Raw genomic sequence first — 17,408 nt, forward strand, 5'->3', positions numbered from 1 at the left:
CGACCCGACCGCCAGTGCACAAACGGAAGTTGCACACCATCAAAATTCGCTGACTCCAGACACGCCAACGCGGGAGCAAGCTCCCGCGCGGCGACATCCTACCAGTCACCGCCCAAAGGCAGTCAACCGGCCGACCAACAAGCCATTACTTGTGGTCTTTTACTTCTTCGAACTCGGCATCGACGACGTCGTCGGCTTTTTCAGCAGACTCAGCGTGCGGTGCTGCACCCTCAGCAGGCTGAGCCTGTTCGGCGTACATCTTCTGGGCAACCGGGGCCGAGACTTTCGACAGCTCTTCGACCTTGGCGTCGATGGCAGCCTTGTCGTCACCTTTGACAGCGGCTTCCAGAGCAACCACGGCAGCTTCAATCGCGGTCTTCTCTTCCGCAGTCACTTTGTCGCCGGCGTCAGCCACCATCTTGCGAGTCGAGTGCACCAGCGCGTCACCCTGGTTACGGGCAGTGGCCAGCTCTTCGAACTTGCGATCCTCTTCCGAGTTGGCTTCAGCGTCACGGATCATCTGCTGGATTTCTTCATCCGACAGGCCGGAGTTGGCCTTGATCACGATCGACTGAGTCTTACCGGTAGCCTTGTCCTTCGCACCTACGTGCAGGATGCCGTTGGCGTCGATGTCGAAGGTCACTTCGATCTGCGGCACGCCACGTGGAGCAGGTGGAATGTCGGTCAGGTCGAACTTGCCCAGAGACTTGTTCTGCGCGGCTTGCTTACGCTCGCCCTGCAGCACGTGAATGGTCACGGCGCCCTGGTTGTCATCGGCAGTCGAGAACACCTGGGATTTCTTGGTAGGAATCGTGGTGTTTTTCTCGATCAGCGCGGTCATCACGCCACCCATGGTTTCGATACCCAGGGTCAGCGGGCTAACGTCCAGCAGCAGTACGTCTTTCACGTCACCGGCCAGAACCGCACCCTGGATCGCAGCACCCATGGCAACCGCTTCGTCCGGGTTGACGTCCTTACGAGCTTCTTTACCGAAGAAGTCGGTTACGGCTTTCTGTACCAGCGGCATACGAGTCTGGCCGCCGACCAGGATTACGTCGTTGATCGCGCCAACGTCGATACCGGCGTCCTTCAGAGCGATGCGGCATGGCTCGATGGTGCGCTGAACCAGGTCTTCAACCAGAGATTCCAGCTTGGCGCGGGAGATCTTCACGTTCAGGTGCTTAGGACCAGTGGCATCTGCTGTGATGTACGGCAGGTTGACGTCGGTCTGCTGGCTCGAGGACAGCTCGATCTTGGCTTTTTCGGCAGCTTCTTTCAGACGCTGCATGGCCAGCGGGTCACCCTTGAGGTTCATGCCGCTTTCTTTCTTGAACTCATCAACCAGGTAGTCGATCAGACGGATGTCGAAGTCCTCACCACCCAGGAAGGTGTCACCGTTGGTGGCCAGTACTTCGAACTGATGCTCACCGTCGACTTCAGCGATCTCGATCACGGAAACGTCAAACGTACCGCCACCCAGGTCATAAACGATCACGGTGTGATCGCCCTTGGCCTTGTCCATGCCATAAGCCAGAGCGGCTGCGGTTGGTTCGTTGATGATGCGCTTGACGTCCAGACCAGCGATACGACCGGCGTCCTTGGTGGCCTGACGCTGGCTGTCGTTGAAGTAGGCCGGAACAGTAATGACCGCTTCGGTCACTGCTTCGCCGAGGTAGTCTTCGGCGGTCTTCTTCATCTTTTTAAGGATTTCAGCCGAAATCTGTGGCGGAGCCATTTTCTGGCCGTTCACTTCAACCCAGGCGTCGTTGTTGTCAGCCTTGACGATCTTGTAAGGGACCATCTGAATGTCTTTCTGCACAACTTCTTCGTCGAAACGACGACCGATCAGACGCTTAACTGCATACAGGGTGTTGTGCGGGTTGGTAACAGCCTGACGCTTGGCCGACTGACCTACCAGAATCTCGCCATCGTTGGCGTAAGCGATGATCGACGGCGTGGTACGCGCGCCTTCAGCGTTTTCGATAACTTTTACGTTGCCGTTTTCAAGAATGGAGACGCACGAGTTGGTGGTCCCCAAGTCAATACCGATAATTTTGCCCATGTTAACTCTCCCGAAACTTTGGATTTGGATGCCGCAGTTGTGGTGGCAAACTGCGGTAGCACTTAAACGCTTGACTGTTAGATGGGGGCTCTACAGCCGTTTTCAAGCCTTTTCGTCAATCGAAGGCGAAACCGGTGCAGGCGCCTTGCTGACCACGACCATGGCCGGGCGCAGGAGGCGACCATTGAGCTGATAACCCTTCTGGAACACTTTGAGAACACTGTTGGGTTCTACATCCGCGCTTTCCTGCATGGCCATGGCCTGATGCTGTTCAGCGTTGAATGGTTCGCCGTGAGGATCGATGGCTTCCAACTGATAACGCTTGAGGGTGTCGTGGAACATCTTCAAGGTCAGTTCGATACCTTCACGCATTGGGCGGATGCTTTCGTCGTCCGGATTGGACAGCTCCAGGCCACGCTCCAGGCTATCGATCACCGGCAACAGGTCACCGGCAAACTTCTCGAGAGCAAATTTGTGAGCCTTTTCCACATCCTGCTCGGCGCGGCGGCGGACGTTTTGCAGATCGGCTGCAACACGCAAAGCCTGATCCTGCGCACCAGCCAGTTGCTCTTCGAGCACTTGTACACGAGCCGCCAGGTCTTCACCCGAAGCCTCGGGGGCCTGATTGGCGTCTAGATTTTGCGTATCCAGCGTCTGTTCGTCAGCCATGAAATTCTCCTTTCAATATCGTCTGTGAGCCAGGCTCACTCTTCTGCACAGCTATATGGGGTCGCATTTTCAGGGTTCAAGCCCGCAGCCACAGCAAAAGTTGTTCCGACCGGATAAATCCTGTACGCGGACACTCCCGAGGCACTAAAAAGCCAGAATGACCAAGCAAATCGAGCTAAGGGAAAGCATTGTCAGCCCGAAACAAAACACTGTATAAATAACCAGACATCTAGTTTGGGAGCGGCCTTAATGCTGGTGCACCTGTCCGTACACAATTACGCCATCGTCGAACACCTGGATCTGGAACTGGATCGCGGAATGAGCGTCATTACCGGCGAAACCGGCGCCGGCAAGTCAATCATGCTCGACGCTCTCGGCCTGACCCTGGGCGATCGCGCCGACAGTGGCGTGGTACGACCCGGCGCCGACAAGGCCGACATCCTTGCCACCTTCGACCTCTCGGACATTCCCGAGGCCCACAGTTGGCTGGCCGAGCGCGATCTGGATAACGACGGGCCGTGCATACTACGCCGGGTGATCACCGCCGAAGGACGCTCCCGCGGCTATATCAACGGTACGCCCTGCCCGCTCGGAGACCTCAAGGCCCTGGGCGAACTGCTGATCGACATCCACAGCCAGCACGAGCACCAGTCACTGCTCAAGACCGATACCCATCGACGCCTGCTGGATGAATATGCCGGCGCTACCGATCTCGCCCGCCAGGTGCAGTTGGCCGCCCAGCGCTGGCGCCAGACACGCCAGGAGCTGGAGCGCCTGTCCAATTCCGGCGATGAGCAGCGCGCCCGCCATCAACTGCTGAGCTATCAGCTTGAAGAGCTGGAGAATCTCGGCCTGGGAGAAAACGAACTCGAAGAGTTGGAGCAGGAACACAAGAACCTGACCAACGCCGAAACCCTGCTGGGCATCTGCCGCCAGGTGGTCGAACAGTGCAGCGAAAGCGACTCTGGCAATGTCCTCAACGCCTTGACCGTCAGCCTCAACCGCCTGTCCAGCATCGGCAACTCGACAGGAGCATTAGGCGAGGCCACCAACCTGCTGGCCAGCGCCCAGATCCAGGTGGAAGAAGCCGTGGGCGAATTGAATCGCTTCCTCGATCACTTCGATGCCGACCCGGCACGCCTGCAACAGCTGGAGGAACGCCTGGACTCCATCTATACCCTGGCACGCAAGCATCGCATCCAGCCCTTCGAACTGGCGGCCATGCAGCAAACCCTGCTGGATGAAATCGAAACCCTGGACGCCAACGACGAGAGCATCGAGCGCCTCGGCGAAGAGCTGCAGTCCTTCGCCCGCCACTATCAGGAGAAAGCCCAGGAACTGAGTCGCTTGCGGGAGCAGGCGGCCACCGGACTGGCCAGCGCGGTAGAACTTGAAATTCAGCGCCTGGGCATGCCCGGCGGACGCTTCACGATCGAGCTGCGAGCCAACACCAGCGATGAGCTGCTGCCCAACGGCCTGGAGCAGGTCGAACTCCTGGTCAGCGCCAACCCGGGACAACCGCTCAAGGCGCTGGCCAAGGTCGCCTCGGGTGGCGAGTTGTCACGCATCAGCCTGGCGATCCAGGTCATCACGGCACAAACCTCACGAGTGCCTACCCTGGTGTTCGACGAAGTCGACGTAGGGATCGGCGGCCCGACTGCCGAGATCGTCGGCCAATTGCTGCGGCGTCTCGGCGAGCGCGGCCAGGTGCTGACGGTTACTCACCTGCCACAAGTTGCCGCCCAGGGGCATCAACATCTGTTCGTGCACAAGGTCCGTGGCAACAACGCGACCCATACCGCCGTTTCCAAACTGGGCAAGAACGAAAGAATCGAGGAAATTGCCCGCATGCTGGGCGGTATCGATTTGACCAAGGAGTCCCTGGCCCACGCCAAGAAAATGGTAGTAACCACCAAGGCCTGAGGTTGTAGCGCTTCTTTTATATAGGCACAAAGCACGAAGGCGACCCTGAGGTCGCCTTCGATCGTTTCACGACTATGCCAGTCGCGTGAGAGGCTTACTTCTTCTTGCGCACATACAGCACAAGATTGTGATCCACCAACTCGAAACCGTGCTTTTCGACAATCGCCTTCTGAAGCTTTTCGATTTCTTCGTCGAAGAACTCGATCACTTCGCCAGACTCCACGTTGACCATATGGTCGTGGTGACCGCCATCCGCCAGCTCGAATACAGCGTGACCGCCATCAAAATTATGGCGCACCACCAGTCCGGCTGCTTCGAATTGAGTCAGTACACGGTAAACCGTGGCCAGACCCACATCCTCACCAGCTTCCATCAGCGCCTTGTAGACATCTTCAGCGCTCATGTGCCGCTGCTCGGTGGAGTCGAGCATTTGTAGAATTTTGACCCGTGGCAGAGTCACTTTAAGGCCGGCTTTACGTAGTTCGCTATTTTCAACCATGGTCAGCTTTCTCGCCGATGCTGCTTCGCAGCTTCTCTTAATGCGGGTATGATCGGGGTTTACGTTGTCCCAGCCAAGATAGTGGAAGTCGCCCACCGATGCAAAACACCAAGCTCTTGCTAACCAGTTTCACCTTCGTGGGACTGCTCGCACTCGCCGGTTGTTCATTCCCCGGGGTTTACAAAATCGACATCCAGCAGGGCAATGTCGTGACGCAGGACATGATAGACCAGTTGCGCCCGGGAATGACCCGACGGCAAGTAAGGTTTATCATGGGCAACCCTCTGTTGACCGACACGTTCCATGCCGATCGCTGGGATTATCTCTACAGCCTGCAACCTGGTGGTGGTGAACGCCAACAGGAACGCGTCAGCCTGATCTTCAACGGCAACGACCAACTGGTTAGCTTGGCCGGCGACTTCATGCCAGGCGTAAGCCGCGACGAAGCCCTGTTGGGCAAGGAGAGCGGCAACACCGTTACCGCCCCTGCCGAGAACGCCGAGAAGCCAAAAGCCGAGAAACCGGTCAAACCGGGTTCGCTGCTGGACCAGATCCAGAAGGATGTGGATGGCGTCGAAACCGTACCAGTGCCTACTCCTGAACCACTGGACACTTCTCCGCAATAATTTGTGGCGAATAAAAAAGCCCGGGCATGCCCGGGCTTTTTTATTGGCTGTCGCTAACGATCACTGCTCACGCTTACGAGCCTCGGCCGCCTTGGCGGCACGCAGACGCCGCACCTCTTTCGGATCGGCCAACAGCGGACGATAGATTTCAATTCGATCTCCGGCCTGAACTACATATTGCCCAGGATCGGATACCTGCTTTCCGAAGATTCCCACCGGACACGCCGCCAGATCCAGCCCCGCAAAATGCTCCTTTATAGAAGAAGCCTCCAACGCTGCAAGCAGGGTCGAACCCTGGGGCACTTGTACACTCAGCAGCACCTGGCGGTCGACGGCAGCGTGAACCACCTCGATGATAATCAGAGGCTCAACCATGCAGTTGCTTGGCCCGCTGGCAGAATGCATCCACCAGAGTATTGGCCGCCTGATTAAACAGAGGCCCCAGAGTGGCACGCACCAACGGCCCGGCGTAGTCGAACGACAGATCGAGGCTGATCTTGCAGGCCTTCTCCCCCAACGGCTTGAACACCCATAACCCATGCAGTTGGTTGAACGGCCCCTCTTCCAGGTTCATCTCGATCGACTGTCCCGGCACCAGGGTATTGCAAGTCACAAAACGCTGGCTCATGCCGCCCTTGGCCACCGCCAAGCTGGCACGCATCCGTTCCTCGCTGTTTTCCAGCACCTCGGCCGAAGAGCACCAGGGCAGAAACTCCGGGTAACGGGCCACATCATTGACCAGGTCATACAGAAACTGCGCCGGATAGGGCAAAAGGGCCGAACGTTGAATATGGGTCGTCATGTGAGCTTCATTTCCACAACTGGGCGGCAAACACCACAAGAATGCCGACGGGCGCCACATAGCGCATCAAAAACAAGGCCAGGGTGAACAACAACGGACTACGCAACGACAACTCATCACGAACAGCCTCACGGCCCATCACCCAACCTGCAAACACCACGAAGCACAAACCGCCAAGAGGCAACATGATCCGCGAGGTGAAAAAGTCGATTACGCCAAAGAAATCCAGACCGCCGGCCGCGCCCCATCGATAGAGATGAAAAACACCGCCTTCGTTCACGAAGAATTTGGCCTGCTGCCAGATGTTGAAAGAGAACACCGTTCCCAATCCCACGAACCAGCAACTGAACGCCAGCCAGAATGTCACCCAGCCGCGGCGGATTTTAGTCCTCTCGACGAGATAAGCCACCATCGGTTCCAACAAGGAAATCGCCGAACTCCAGGCAGCAATCGCCACCAGGATAAAGAACACTACGCCCATAAGCTGGCCGAACGCCACATTGCCGAAGGCAAACGGCAGGCTGATGAACATCAGGCCCGGCCCCTCGCTGGGATTCAGCCCGGCAGCGAATACGATGGGGAACAGGGCCATCCCCGCCACCAGCGAAACGAAGGTATCCAGCAGCGCCACACCGACCACGGTGCCAGCCAGGGATGAATGCTTGGGCATGTAGGCACCGTAGATCATGATCGAACCAACCCCCACGCTGAGGGAAAAGAACGCATGCCCCATGGCCGGCAGCAGCCCGTCCAACAAGCGGTCCAGGCTGAAGTCGAACATGAAATGCAGGCCCTGCATGAAATGCCCGGTGGTCATGCTGTAGCCCAGCAGCACCAACAGCATCACGAACAGCAGCGGCATCATGATCCGCAAACTGCGTTCAAGCCCAGCGACCACTCCCTTGGCAATCACCAATGCCGACAGCAGCATGAACAGCGTGTGCCAAAGCGTCAGTCGCCACGGGTCGGCCGTCACCGCGGAGAAGTACACACTGACCTGATCCGCCGTGACACCCTGAAAGTCGCCGCGCCCCATATCGATGATGTAGTCCAGGGACCAACCACCCACCACGCTATAGAAGGAAAGAATCAGCAGCGCCGTGATCATTCCGGCGAAGGCGCCCCAGGACCACCTGGCCGAATGCCCCGCCTCCAGAGCCAGCACCTTCAGGGCATTGGCCGGACTCTGCCGTGCCCGACGGCCAATCAAGGTTTCCGCCAGCATCACCGGCAAGCCGATCAGCGCAATACACGCCAGAAACACCAGGACAAAAGCACCACCACCATAGACACCGACCATGTAGGGGAATTTCCAGATGCTCCCCAGGCCCACGGCCGAACCAGTTGCAGCGAGTATAAAGACCCAGCGGCTTGCCCAGCCGCCGTGGACAGAGACCCTGTCTGTCGACATCGTTAACGCGCCCAACCGAAAAAAAAGAGGCCGCATTGTCCGGGATTCAATCAACCTGCTCAAGCACGCTGCGTCACCGTAGCCGACGCGCGCGCAACTCCCTATAATGCCGCCCCTATGGCTAAACAGAAGAAACACCCAACAGGGACCATCGCGCAAAATAAAAAGGCGCGTCACGATTACTTCATCGAACATCGGTTCGAGGCTGGACTGGTCCTGGCCGGCTGGGAAGTAAAGAGTCTGCGGGCGGGCAAGGCGCAACTGGTGGACAGTTACGTGCTGCTCAAGGATGGCGAGGCCTGGCTGTTCGGCAGCCATTTCACCCCGCTGACCACTGCAAGTACCCACGTCATTGCCGACCCGACGCGCTCGCGCAAGCTGCTGCTCAACCAGCGCGAGCTGGAAAAGCTGTTCGCCGCCGTGCAGCAGAAGGGTTACGCCTGTGTGTGCCTTTCGCTCTACTGGAGCAAGCACCTGGTCAAGTGTGAAATCGCACTGGGCAAGGGCAAGAAGGAATACGACAAGCGTCACACCGAACGCGAGCGCGATTCCGATCGCGAGCTGCAGCGTGCGGTGCGGACCAAGGGCAAGGAAGACTGATCTTCCTGCCTTGAGGTCGCTTTCGCCGGCAAGCAGGCTCCTACAACACCCAGGTAGGAGCCGGCTTGCCGGCGATTTGCATTACATGCCCTTGCGCCGTTCGGCCCGGGCTACTCGCTGCACTTCCTGACGCACTTCCTCAAGCACCTCTTGCACATAAAGAATGTGCCGACTGGAAACTTCCCGAGCCTCTTCCGCACGCCCTTCAATAATCGCCAAGTACAGATCGCGGTGCTGACTGATCAGCATGTCGCGGGTTTCCGTGCGCTGCTTGTACATGCCGCCGATGTTGGTCACCACGTTGCGCTTGAGCAGGTCGAACAGGCCGCGAATGGTGTGCAGCAACACCGCGTTATGGCTGGCCTCGGCAATCGCCAGGTGGAACTTGGCATCCGCCGCCCCCTCCTCGATACGACTGACATCGTCGGAGCGGGAATAACAATCCTGCAACTCCTCGAAAGCTTGAGTCAGCCGCTCACGATCCACCGCCGTCGCACGCAACGCCGCGTAATAAGCGCAAGACGCCTCCAGGGTATGGCGGAACTCCAGCAGATCGCGCTGGGCATCCGTGTTGTTTTCCAACAGGTGCAGCAAAGGATCGCTGAAGGTCGAGCCCAGGGATTCCACCACGTAGTTGCCGCCGCCCTGACGGCTGATCAGCAAGCCCTTGGCCGTCAGCTTCTGGATCGCCTCGCGCAGTGAGGGACGGGAGACACCGAACTGCTCGGCCAAGGCACGCTCGGCCGGCAGCCGCTCGCCAGCCTTCAAAGTGCCTTCAAGAATCATCCCTTCCAGACGCTCGACAATATCGTCGGACAAACGGCGCTGGCGTATCTGATCAAACCCCATGACTCACTCTCCACCCTCCCGACCCATCGCCGGGGGGCTCTATTCTGGCCTATTCACGGCGCGCCAACACCTGGCAGAACGCAGCCATTTGTACCCATCAGATGGCCGCGCCATAGCGCATTCGACAAAAGTTTTAGGGCGGCAAATTGACACACCGCGCACAACGCTTTTACCCTAGCCAACAGCGATTGTAAATTGGTCTTACCAATTAACCAAGACGCTAGCAGTGCCTGACCAACAACAATTAGGGGCCACCCCATTATGCAAACCTGGCAACAGCTCTATAGCCCGCTTGGCAGCCTCGGCCTGTCCGCCCTCGCCGCCGTTATCCCGATCGTGTTCTTCTTCCTGGCTCTGGCCGTGTTCCGTCTCAAAGGACACGTCGCCGGGAGTATCACCCTGGCCTTGTCGATCCTGGTGGCGATCTTCGCCTTCAAGATGCCCGCCGACATGGCCTTCGCTGCCGCTGGCTATGGATTTGCCTACGGTCTGTGGCCCATCGCCTGGATCATCGTCGCCGCCGTGTTCCTCTACAAGCTGACCGTGAAGAGCGGCCAGTTCGAAATCATCCGCAGCTCGGTATTGTCGATCACCGACGACCAGCGCCTGCAGGTGCTGCTGATCGGCTTCTGTTTCGGCGCCTTCCTCGAAGGTGCGGCCGGCTTCGGCGCACCGGTGGCGATCACCGCCGCACTGCTGGTGGGCCTGGGCTTCAACCCGCTGTACGCCGCCGGCCTGTGCCTGATCGCCAACACCGCGCCCGTGGCCTTCGGCGCCCTGGGGATTCCGATCATCGTTGCCGGCCAGGTGACGGGCATCGACGCCTTCAAGATCGGCGCCATGACCGGCCGCCAACTGCCGCTGCTATCGCTGTTCGTGCCGTTCTGGCTGGTGTTCATGATGGACGGTATGCGCGGCGTCAAAGAGACCTGGCCCGCCGCGCTGGTGGCCGGTCTGAGCTTTGCCATCACTCAGTACTTCACCTCGAACTTCATCGGCCCGGAACTGCCGGACATCACCTCGGCCCTGGCCAGCCTGATCTCCCTGACCCTGTTCCTGAAAATCTGGCAGCCCAAGCGCACCGCCGGTGCGCAGATCGCCGGCGCCACCTCCAGCGCGGCCGTCACCGCCAGCGTCGGCGGCTTCGGTCAGCCACGCAACACCGTCGCTTCACCCTACAGCCTGGGGCAGATTTTCAAGGCCTGGTCGCCGTTCCTGATCCTCACCGTGCTGGTGACCATCTGGACCCTCAAGCCCTTCAAGGCGATGTTCGCCGCCGGCGGCTCGATGTACGGCTGGGTGTTCAACTTCGCCATCCCGCATCTGGATCAGTTGGTGATCAAGATGGCGCCGATCGTGACCACCCCCACCGCCATCCCGGCAGTGTTCAAGCTCGACCCGATCTCCGCCACCGGCACGGCGATTTTCTTCTCCGCGCTGGTCTCCATGCTGGTGCTGAAGATCAACGTTAAAACTGGTCTGACCACTTTAAAAGAGACCTTCTACGAGCTGCGCTGGCCGATCCTGTCCATCGGCATGGTGCTGGCGTTCGCCTTCGTCACCAACTACTCGGGCATGTCTTCGACCATGGCCCTGGTCCTGGCGGGCACCGGCGCCGCGTTCCCGTTCTTCTCGCCGTTCCTGGGCTGGCTCGGGGTGTTCCTCACCGGTTCCGATACCTCGTCCAACGCCCTGTTCAGCTCGCTGCAGGCCACCACCGCGCACCAGATCGGGGTCAACGACACCCTCATGGTCGCGGCCAACACCAGCGGCGGCGTGACCGGCAAGATGATCTCGCCGCAATCGATCGCCGTGGCCTGCGCCGCCACCGGCCTGGTGGGCAAGGAGTCGGATCTGTTCCGCTTCACCCTCAAGCACAGCCTGTTCTTTGCCACTATTGTCGGCCTGATCACCCTGGCCCAGGCCTACTGGTTCACCGGCATGCTGGTGCACTAAGCAACACTGAAAGAACCGACGCCGCCCTTACCCGCGGCGTCAGTCATTCACCACCCGGTCTGCAAGGCTGCTGAAAGCTTGCTGGTTTATCTTTCAGCCGCCGCGACGGACGAATAACCGGGACCACCCGGAGACACGCCTGATGAGCGAGCTTTTCTACAACGCCGTGCCCAATGCGACCCGCGTCGCACCGCCGCTGGCCGCACCCCGGCAGTACCCCAGCGCGAAACCTGCGCGGGTCTACCTGTTCGGTACCTGCGTGGTCGACCTGTTCTATCCCGAAGCCGGGATGGATGCGATTCACCTGCTGGAACGCGAAGGCATTCGCGTGGACTACCCGCAAGGGCAAAGCTGCTGCGGACAACCGGCCTACACCTCGGGTTACACCGAGCAGGCGCGCACCGTGGCCCGCTCGCAACTGGCGCTGTTTGCCGGTGACTATCCGGTGGTGGTGCCCTCGGGTTCCTGCGCGGGCATGCTGCGCGAGCATTACGCGGACTTGTTCAAAGACGAGCCCGAGACGTTGAAACAAGTGCAGGCCCTGGCAGCCCGCACCTATGAACTGGCCGAGTTCCTCCTGCACGTGTGCAAGGTGCAGCTCAAGGACAGTGGCGCTCCGGTCAAGGTGGCCTTGCACACCTCGTGCTCGGCACGCCGGGAAATGAACACCCACCTGCACGGCCGTGAGTTGCTGTCACAGCTGAGCAATGTGGAACGGGTAGAACACAGCCACGAAAGCGAATGCTGTGGCTTTGGCGGGACTTTCAGCGTCCGAATGCCGGACATCTCCGGCGCCATGGTCGCGGACAAGACCCGCGCGCTGAAGGAATCCGGCGCGCACCAGGTACTGAGTGCCGACTGCGGCTGCTTGATGAACATCAACGGCGCGCTGGAGAAACAGCAAGAGGCCTTGCGCGGCCAGCACCTGGCGAGCTTCCTCTGGCAACGTACCGGAGGTGCACAATGAGCACCCCCGAGCTGATTCCGACCACCAACGTGGCGGACGATTTCCGAACCCGGGCCCACCAAGCCCTGGGGGACAAACAACTGCGAAACAACTTTCGCAGCGCCATGGACTCACTCATGGCCAAGCGTGCGGCCTCGTTCAGCGATGCCCATGAAAGAGAACACCTGCGCGCCCTGGGCAATGCGATTCGCGCCCGGGCGTTATCCAAGCTGCCCGACCTGCTCGAGCGCCTGGAACAGAACCTGACCCGCAACGGTGTGACAGTGCACTGGGCGGAAACGGTGGACGAAGCCAATGGCATCGTCCTCTCGATCATCCGCGCTCACGAGGCGCGGCAAGTGATCAAGGGCAAATCGATGGTCAGCGAAGAGATGGAAATGAACCATGTCCTCGCTGAACAAGGCATTGAATGCCTTGAGTCGGACATGGGCGAGTTCATCGTCCAGCTCGACCACGAGAAGCCTTCACACATCATTATGCCGGCGATCCACAAGAATGCCGGTCAGGTCGCGTCCTTGTTCCACGACAAACTCGGCGTGGAGTACACCAAGGACGTTGACCAACTCATTCAGATCGGTCGCAAGGTCTTGCGGCAGAAATTCTTCGAAGCCGATATCGGCGTCTCCGGCGTCAACTTCGCCGTGGCCGAGACCGGCACCCTGCTGCTGGTGGAAAACGAAGGCAACGGGCGCATGTCCACCACCGTGCCGCCAGTGCACATTGCCGTCACCGGGATCGAGAAAGTCGTCGAGAACCTGCGCGATGTGGTGCCGCTGCTTTCACTGCTGACCCGCTCGGCCCTCGGCCAGCCCATCACCACCTACGTCAACATGATCTCCGGCCCGCGCAAGGAGCATGAGCTGGACGGCCCTCAGGAAGTGCACCTGGTGCTGCTGGACAACGGCCGCAGCCAGGCCTTTGCCGACAGCGAACTGCGCCAGACCCTGAACTGCATCCGCTGCGGCGCCTGCATGAACCACTGCCCGGTCTACACCCGGGTCGGCGGCCACACCTACGGCGAGGTCTACCCGGGGCCGATCGGCAAGATCATCACCCCGCACATGGTCGGCCTGGCCAAGGTGCCGGATCACCCCAGCGCCTCCTCGCTGTGCGGCGCCTGTGGCGAAGTGTGCCCGGTGAAGATCCCGATCCCGGCGCTGCTGCGACGCCTGCGGGAAGAGAACGTCAAGGCTCCGGACAGCCCGCATCAAGTGATGCGCGGTCAGGGCAGCAAGTACTCGCGCAAGGAGCGCTTCATCTGGAACGCCTGGGCCCGCCTCAACAGCTCGCCGACCCTGTATCGCCTGTTCACCCTGGCCGCCACCCGCCTGCGCGCCCTCACCCCGAGCAAGGTCGGCCCCTGGACGCAGAACCACAGCGCGCCCAAACCCGCCGCCCGGTCGCTACATGACCTGGCCCGTGAGCACCTGGACAAGCAGGGAGACCGCTGATGAGCGCGAAACACAACATCCTCGCCAAGCTGCGCAACAGCCTGACCGGCACCACGCCGATTGTGGATAACTTCGACGAGGCGCTGGTCACCGAGCCTTACAGCTACACGGCGGAACAACGCATTGCGCAACTGCGCAAACAGATGGAAGCGGTGCACACCGAGATCCACCTGAGCACCGGCGCCGACTGGCCTGAACTGCTGGCCCGGCTGCTGCAGGAGCGCCAACTGCCCAGCCTGCTGATCGCCCCGAGCACGCCCCACGGCCAGCGGGTCACCCAGCACTGGGCCGAGCACCCGCACCTGCCGGCGCTCAAGGCCTACGACCGCCCGGTGGAAGAATGGAAAGCCGAGCTGTTCAACGACACCCCGGCCAGCCTCACCGGCACCCTGGGTGCCATCGCCGCCACCGGCAGCCTGATCCTCTGGCCGACCCGGGAAGAACCGCGGCTGATGAGCCTGGTGCCGCCGGTGCATTTCGCCCTGCTCAAGGCCAGCGAAATCCGCGACAACTTCTATCAGGTGCAGCAACAGATGAACTGGGCTGCCGGCATGCCGACCAACGCGCTGCTGGTGTCCGGCCCGTCGAAGACCGCTGATATCGAACAAGTCCTGGCTTACGGCGCCCACGGCCCGAAAGACCTGGTGGCGCTGATCCTGGAGGACCAATGAGCCTACCGGCCGCTTTTCTGCGTGATGCCCAGCAACTGATTCCCCAGGAGCGGCGTTTCGACGACCCGCTCTCGACCCTGGCCTTTGGCACCGACGCCAGCTTCTACCGGCTGATCCCCAAGCTGGTGATCCGCGTCGAGTCCGAAGATGAAGTGGTCGCGCTGCTCCAGCTGGCCCAGCGCGACCGGGTGCCGGTGACCTTCCGCGCCGCCGGCACCAGCCTGTCCGGGCAGGCCATCAGCGACTCGGTGCTGATCGTTCTGGGGGATAACTGGAACGGCAAGGAGATTCGCCACCAGGGGTCGCAGATCCGCCTGCAACCCGGTGTGATCGGTGCCCAGGCCAACGCCTGGCTGGCGCCGTTCGGGCGCAAGATCGGCCCCGACCCGGCATCGATCAACGCCTGCAAGATCGGCGGCATCGTCGCCAACAACGCCAGCGGCATGTGCTGCGGCACCGCGCAAAACACCTACCACACCCTGGCCGGCATCCGCCTGGTGCTGGCCGATGGCACGCGCCTGGACACCGAGGATGAGGCCAGCGTCAGCGCCTTCCGCGCCAGCCATGGTCCGTTGCTGGAGCGCCTGGCCGAACTGGGCCGCAGCACCCGCGCCAACAGCGAGCTGGCAGCGAAGATCCGCCACAAGTACCGGCTGAAAAACACCACCGGCCTGTCCCTCAATGCCCTGGTGGATTTCGACGAACCGCTGGACATCCTCAGCCACCTGCTGGTGGGCTCCGAAGGCACCCTGGGCTTTATCAGCGCGGTGACCTACGACACGGTGATCGACCACCCGAACAAGGCCTCGGCGCTGATCGTGTTTCCCGATGTGGAAACCTGCTGCAACGCCGTGACCGTGCTCAAGAGCCAGCCAGTGTCGGCAGTGGAGCTGCTGGACCGCCGCAGCCTGCGCTCGGTGCAGGACAAGCCCGGCATGCCGGCGTTCGTCCAGCAACTCTCGGCCAACGCCTGCGCGCTGCTGATCGAGTCCCGCGCCGCGTCCTCGTCGCTACTGCACGAGCAACTGGCGCAGATCATGAATTCCCTGGCCGCCTTCCCGGTGGAAAAACAGGTGGACTTCACCGAAGACCCGCAGGAAAACGCCAAGCTCTGGGCGATCCGCAAGGACACCTTCCCGGCGGTGGGCGCGGTGCGCAAGACCGGCACCACAGTGATCATCGAAGACGTGACCTTCCCCGTGGAGCAGCTGGCCATCGGCGTCAACCGCCTGATCGAGCTGTTCGACAAGCACCACTACGACGAAGCGATCCTCTTCGGCCATGCCCTGGAGGGCAACCTGCACTTCGTCTTCACCCAGGGCTTCAACAGCAGCGAGGAAGTGAACCGCTACCAGGCGTTCATGGACGATGTGGCGCAACTGGTGGCGGTGGAATTCGGCGGTTCGCTGAAGGCTGAACACGGCACCGGGCGCAACATGGCGCCCTTCGTCGAGCTGGAATGGGGCAGCGATGCCTACCAGCTTATGTGGCAGCTCAAGCGCCTGCTGGACCCCAACGCCATCCTCAACCCGGACGTGGTGCTCAGCGAAGACCCGCAGATCCACCTGAAGCATCTCAAGCCGCTGCCGGCGGCCGACGAGATTGTGGATAAGTGCATCGAGTGCGGTTTCTGCGAGCCGGTGTGCCCATCCAAGGGCCTGACCCTGAGCCCACGCCAGCGCATCGTCATCTGGCGTGATATCCAGGCACGCAAACGCGCCGGCATCGACACCTCCGAGCTGGAGGCGGCCTATCAGTACCAGGGCATCGACACTTGCGCCGCCACCGGCCTGTGCGCCCAGCGCTGCCCGGTGGGCATCAACACCGGCGAGTTGGTGAAAAAACTGCGCAGCGAACACGCCACCCACAGCGGCACCGCCGACTGGCTCGGCTCGCATTTCGCCAGCACCTTGCAGGGCGCGCGCTTCACCCTGCACGTGGCCAACGGCGCGCGCATGCTCTTGGGCGCGCCGCGGCTGAGCAAGCTGTCGGCGAGCCTGACGCGCCTGTCCAAAGGCCGGGTGCCGCAGTGGAACAACGCCATGCCCCAGCCGGAAAAGGCCATTCGCTTCAGCCCGAGCGTCAGCGACGCGCGCCCGCGAGTGGTGTACCTGGCGGCCTGCGTGTCCCGAGTGATGGGGCCAGCAGCAGGCGACAAGGAACAATCGTCGCTCTACGAAAAAACCCGCGGCCTGCTGGAAAAGGCCGGCTATCAAGTGGTGCTGCCGGACAACCTGGACAACCTCTGCTGCGGCCAGCCCTTCGCCTCCAAGGGCTACGCCACCCAGGCCGAAGACAAGCGCCAGGAACTGATCGGCGCCCTGCTTCACGCCAGCCGTGGCGGCCTCGACCCGATCTACTGCGACACCAGCCCCTGCACCCTGCGTCTGGTGCAGGACCTGGGGGATGTGCGCCTGGACCTCTACGACCCGGTGCGCTTCATCCGCACCCACCTGCTGGAGCGCCTGGAGTTCACTCCCCAGGAAGCACCGATCGCGGTGCACGTCACCTGCAGCACCCAGCACCTGGGCGAGAGCCAGGCCCTGATCGAACTGGCCCGGCGTTGCAGCAACAACGTGGTGATCCCAGAAGGCATCCACTGCTGTGGTTTCGCCGGCGACAAGGGCTTCACCACCCCGGAACTCAATGCCCACTCCCTGCGCAGCCTCAAGGACGCGGTGCAGTATTGCAGCGAAGGCATCTCCACCAGCCGCACCTGTGAAATCGGCCTCAGCCAGCACGGTGGGATCGACTATCACGGGCTGGTCTACCTGGTGGACCGGGTCACACGGGCCAAGGCGGTCTGACTTCAGGGGCAGGACAACAAGGGGCGGCTTCGCCCCTTTTTTGTGCCTGCTTAAACGCGATAACGGCTGTTCCAGTTCATCGCAAAAAAAACAGAACCCCGGCGCACCGCTGTAG

At 60.9% G+C, this 17,408-nt stretch carries 15 protein-coding genes; 8 read left to right on the top strand and 7 right to left on the bottom strand.

The window, feature by feature from the left end:
* Positions 1–145 precede the first annotated feature (145 nt).
* Positions 146–2,062, bottom strand: coding sequence for a molecular chaperone DnaK (dnaK, locus tag J5M73_RS14235; protein ID WP_102861076.1), 1,917 nt, complete (start codon positions 2,060–2,062; stop codon positions 146–148).
* Positions 2,063–2,164: 102 nt separating this feature from the next.
* A complete protein-coding gene (grpE, locus tag J5M73_RS14240) occupies positions 2,165–2,731 on the bottom strand; it encodes a nucleotide exchange factor GrpE (RefSeq protein ID WP_102861075.1) in 567 nt (188 codons plus the stop codon).
* A gap of 249 nt (positions 2,732–2,980) precedes the next feature.
* On the opposite strand from grpE, the gene recN reads away from it, so the two are divergent.
* A complete protein-coding gene (gene recN, locus J5M73_RS14245; protein WP_102861074.1) occupies positions 2,981–4,654 on the top strand; it encodes a DNA repair protein RecN in 1,674 nt (557 codons plus the stop codon).
* A gap of 94 nt (positions 4,655–4,748) precedes the next feature.
* On the opposite strand, the gene fur is transcribed toward recN, so the two are convergent.
* Positions 4,749–5,153 (bottom strand): ferric iron uptake transcriptional regulator, encoded by a 405-nt coding sequence (fur, locus tag J5M73_RS14250; RefSeq protein WP_011059185.1) that lies wholly within the window; start codon positions 5,151–5,153, stop codon positions 4,749–4,751.
* Positions 5,154–5,251: 98 nt separating this feature from the next.
* On the opposite strand from fur, the gene J5M73_RS14255 reads away from it, so the two are divergent.
* Positions 5,252–5,779 carry an outer membrane protein assembly factor BamE gene (locus J5M73_RS14255; protein ID WP_102861073.1) on the top strand — a complete coding sequence of 176 codons (528 nt, stop codon included), beginning with the start codon at positions 5,252–5,254 and terminating at the stop codon, positions 5,777–5,779.
* Between the two features lie 60 nt (positions 5,780–5,839).
* On the opposite strand, the gene J5M73_RS14260 is transcribed toward J5M73_RS14255, so the two are convergent.
* Genes J5M73_RS14260 through J5M73_RS14270 form a run of 3 tightly spaced genes read right to left on the bottom strand, consistent with a single transcriptional unit; the run spans position 5,840 to position 7,992 of the window.
* On the bottom strand, positions 5,840–6,154 hold the full coding sequence (locus J5M73_RS14260; RefSeq protein WP_102861072.1) for an RnfH family protein: 315 nt from the start codon (positions 6,152–6,154) through the stop codon (positions 5,840–5,842).
* Entirely contained in the window at positions 6,147–6,581 is a 435-nt protein-coding gene (locus J5M73_RS14265; RefSeq protein WP_016967218.1) for a type II toxin-antitoxin system RatA family toxin, read from the bottom strand. The genes J5M73_RS14260 and J5M73_RS14265 overlap by 8 nt, the downstream gene beginning before the upstream one ends.
* Before the next feature lie 7 nt (positions 6,582–6,588).
* On the bottom strand, positions 6,589–7,992 hold the full coding sequence (locus J5M73_RS14270) for a sodium-dependent transporter (RefSeq protein WP_102861071.1): 1,404 nt from the start codon (positions 7,990–7,992) through the stop codon (positions 6,589–6,591).
* A gap of 117 nt (positions 7,993–8,109) precedes the next feature.
* Here J5M73_RS14270 and smpB point away from each other — a divergent pair, with 117 nt between their 5' ends.
* Complete coding sequence (gene smpB / locus J5M73_RS14275) at positions 8,110–8,592, top strand: SsrA-binding protein SmpB (protein WP_047283878.1); 483 nt, start codon at positions 8,110–8,112, stop codon at positions 8,590–8,592.
* Between the two features lie 81 nt (positions 8,593–8,673).
* Here smpB and J5M73_RS14280 read toward each other — a convergent pair whose 3' ends face one another.
* Positions 8,674–9,441 (bottom strand): GntR family transcriptional regulator, encoded by a 768-nt coding sequence (locus J5M73_RS14280; RefSeq protein WP_102861070.1) that lies wholly within the window; start codon positions 9,439–9,441, stop codon positions 8,674–8,676.
* A gap of 261 nt (positions 9,442–9,702) precedes the next feature.
* On the opposite strand from J5M73_RS14280, the gene J5M73_RS14285 reads away from it, so the two are divergent.
* The 5 genes from J5M73_RS14285 to J5M73_RS14305 all read left to right on the top strand — a co-directional run bounded on the left by J5M73_RS14285 (position 9,703) and on the right by J5M73_RS14305 (position 17,293).
* Positions 9,703–11,397, top strand: coding sequence for a lactate permease LctP family transporter (locus J5M73_RS14285; protein ID WP_102861069.1), 1,695 nt, complete (start codon positions 9,703–9,705; stop codon positions 11,395–11,397).
* Positions 11,398–11,539: 142 nt separating this feature from the next.
* A complete protein-coding gene (locus J5M73_RS14290; RefSeq protein ID WP_102861068.1) occupies positions 11,540–12,364 on the top strand; it encodes a (Fe-S)-binding protein in 825 nt (274 codons plus the stop codon).
* Positions 12,361–13,815, top strand: a complete 1,455-nt coding sequence (locus J5M73_RS14295) for a LutB/LldF family L-lactate oxidation iron-sulfur protein (protein ID WP_102861067.1) — start codon at positions 12,361–12,363, stop codon at positions 13,813–13,815. The genes J5M73_RS14290 and J5M73_RS14295 overlap by 4 nt, the downstream gene beginning before the upstream one ends.
* Entirely contained in the window at positions 13,815–14,486 is a 672-nt protein-coding gene (locus tag J5M73_RS14300; protein ID WP_102861066.1) for a lactate utilization protein, read from the top strand. The genes J5M73_RS14295 and J5M73_RS14300 overlap by 1 nt, the downstream gene beginning before the upstream one ends.
* Positions 14,483–17,293 carry an FAD-binding and (Fe-S)-binding domain-containing protein gene (locus J5M73_RS14305; RefSeq protein WP_102861065.1) on the top strand — a complete coding sequence of 937 codons (2,811 nt, stop codon included), beginning with the start codon at positions 14,483–14,485 and terminating at the stop codon, positions 17,291–17,293. Before J5M73_RS14300 ends, J5M73_RS14305 begins: the two co-directional genes overlap by 4 nt.
* Positions 17,294–17,408: the final 115 nt, after the last annotated feature.

Source organism: Pseudomonas sp. 50_B (assembly GCF_017491625.1).
In the GTDB taxonomy this organism is placed as follows: Bacteria; Pseudomonadota; Gammaproteobacteria; order Pseudomonadales; family Pseudomonadaceae; genus Aquipseudomonas; species Aquipseudomonas danubii.